Annotated in this window: 1 protein-coding gene; it reads left to right on the forward strand. The window is 57.4% G+C overall.

Annotated features, from left to right (window positions below; all coding sequences use genetic code 11):
- Positions 1-2,831 (forward strand): Ig-like domain-containing protein (locus QUB24_RS32800; protein ID WP_445300450.1); only part of this gene is annotated, 2,831 nt, incomplete at both ends.

The following is a 2,831-nucleotide window of genomic DNA, read 5'->3' on the forward strand; positions in this document are numbered from 1 at the left end:
AGTTTCGCAGTTCCCGCCACCGGTGGCACCGTCGCCAACACTGCTAGCAGCATCTCAACGAGTCCAGACCCCAATCCTGCCAACAACAACGGCAGCAGCCCTCAAGCGCGAGTTACCACCACTATCACCGATAGCGCCGATGTAGTTACGCTCAAAACCGGGCCGGCTACTGCGATCGCGGGTTCGACTGTCACCTACACAATTACGGCCACTAACAGTGGGCCGAGTGCGGCAACCAATGTGGCGATCGCCGACACCATTGTTCCGGGCTTAACAGGAGTCAGCGTCTCGGAGGGCGGAACTTACAACGCAACTACAGGTATTGTGACTTGGACGGCGATCCCATCCCTAGCCAGGGCCGCCAGCGCCAACAGAACCGTCAGTTTCGCAGTTCCCGCCACCGGTGGCACCGTCGCCAACACTGCTAGCAGCATCTCAACGAGTCCAGACCCCAATCCGGCCAACAACAACGGCAGCAGCCCATCGGCAAGAGTTACCACCACTATCACCGATAGCGCCGATGTAGTTACGCTCAAAACCGGGCCGGCTACTGCGATCGGCGGATCGACAGTCACCTACACCATTCTCACCGAAAACAGAGGACCCAGTACCGCCACCAACATCACCGTTACAGACACCATAGTTCCCGGTTTAACGGGGGTCACAGCATCTAACGGAGGTGTTTACAACCCAGCCACAGGCATTGTCAGCTTTCCGCCCATTGCCAGCTTAGCTGACGGCTTGACCGTCAGCCGGACTGTCAGATTCCCAGCCCCGGCGACCGGCACTGTCAGCAACACGGCAAGAAGTACCTCAACCACTAATGACCCAAATCCCGGCAACAACAACGGCCGCGAGCCCGGCGCAACTGTTACCACCAGCATCGCCACTGCCCCAACTCCGACTCCCCCACCCGCACCGACTCCGACTCCCCCACTCCCACCGACTCCGACTCCGACTCCGACTCCCGCCAACCAACCACCGATAGCTAGCAACGTCAACCTCGAAATCGCCCCCAGCAGCACTGTAGCGATCGCAGGACTCGGAGGAAGCGACCCCGACGGCTCGATCGAATCCTTCACCATCAACACCGTCCCACCAGCAAATGAAGGGCTGATATTTTTAGGCAATCCCGATACTGGCGGTACTATTGTCACCCCGGGTCAAATTCTGACACCTACTGAGATTAACCAATTATTTTTCCAATCGACAGGCAACTTTACAAAAGCAAATTTCACCTACAGCGCTACAGACAACCAGGGTGCCACCAGCCCTGCCAGCGCTACGGTATCGGCGCTGCTGCCGGTGCCAAACGAACCGCCCGTAGCTAACAACGTCAACCTTGAGATCGCCCCCAGCAGCGCTGTGGCGATCGCAGGACTCGGAGGAAGCGACCCCGACGGCTCGATCGAATCCTTCACCATCAATACCGTCCCACCAGCAAATGAAGGGCTGATATTTTTAGGCAATCCCGAAACCGGCGGCCGGATTGTCACCGCAGGTCAAATTCTGACACCTGCTGACATTAACCAATTATTTTTCCAATCGACAGCCAACTTTACAACAGCAAATTTCACCTACAGCGCTACAGACAACCAGGGCGCTACCAGCCCCGCCAGCGCTACTGTCTCTGCCATTCCCCTGAACGAACCAACACCGGCGCCAACACCCACACCACCAACACCGGCACCAACACCAACACCACCAACACCGGCGCCAACACCCACACCACCAACACCGGCGCCAACACCAACACCACCAACACCGGCACCAACACCCACACCACCAACACCGGCACCAACACCCACACCACCAACACCGGCGCCAACACCAACACCACCAACATCGGCGCCAACACCAACACCACCAACATCGGCACCAACACCCACACCACCAACACCGGCGCCAACACCAACACCACCAACACCGGCGCCAACACCCGCGCCAGAACCAACACCCGCGCCAGAACCAACACCCGCGCCGGAACTAACACCAACACCTGCGCCCGAACCAACACCCATACCAACACCAACACCAACACCCACACCCACACCGGAACCAACACCAACACCAACACCCGCGCCAGAACCCACCCCCATATTCAACCCAGTACCCGAACCCGATACCAGTTGCGGTTGCGACCCCTTGCCCCAACCCCCTCTCATCACATTTATCCCCCCCCAGCTAGAGCAAATACTTAACTTCGACTCCAACGCCGCCCAACTCATCGACATCCAAAACACCAGCATCGGCACTCCCGGAAACGATTCCTTAACAGGAAACGAAACCAACCAACTATTTCTTTCCAAAGGTGGCGACGACACAGTGTTAGGTGAAGGCGGCCGCGATATCATCTTCGGCGAACCACAGCGAGACTTCATCGCCTCCGGTAAGGGCAACGACATCGTTTACGCCGGCAAACAAACCGATGCCGTATTTGGTGGCAAACAAGATGATCGCATTTTTGGCGATCGCAGTTCCGACACATTGTACGGCGATCGCGGTATAGACACCATAATCGGCGACAACGGCAACAACATCGACTTAACCGACAACGACGGCGACCTGATTTTCGGCGGAGATGCAGGCGATGCCATTACTAGCAATCAAGGTTCCGACACCGTTTACTCCGGCAAAGCTGGCGACATCGCCTATGGTGGCATCGACAACGACCTGATTTGGGGTGACAAAGGCCCCGACACCCTTTGGGGCGACAACGGAGACGACTCTGTGTTTGGCGGTCTCCTCAACTCCCTCGATAGCGACCCCGACGGCTTCGATTTGCTGACAGGAGGCGATGGCAATGACTTACTTAACGGCGAAGAACAAGA

Origin of the sequence: Microcoleus sp. B9-D4 (assembly GCF_036705105.1) — a bacterium.
Classification (GTDB): Bacteria; Cyanobacteriota; Cyanobacteriia; order Cyanobacteriales; family Microcoleaceae; genus Microcoleus.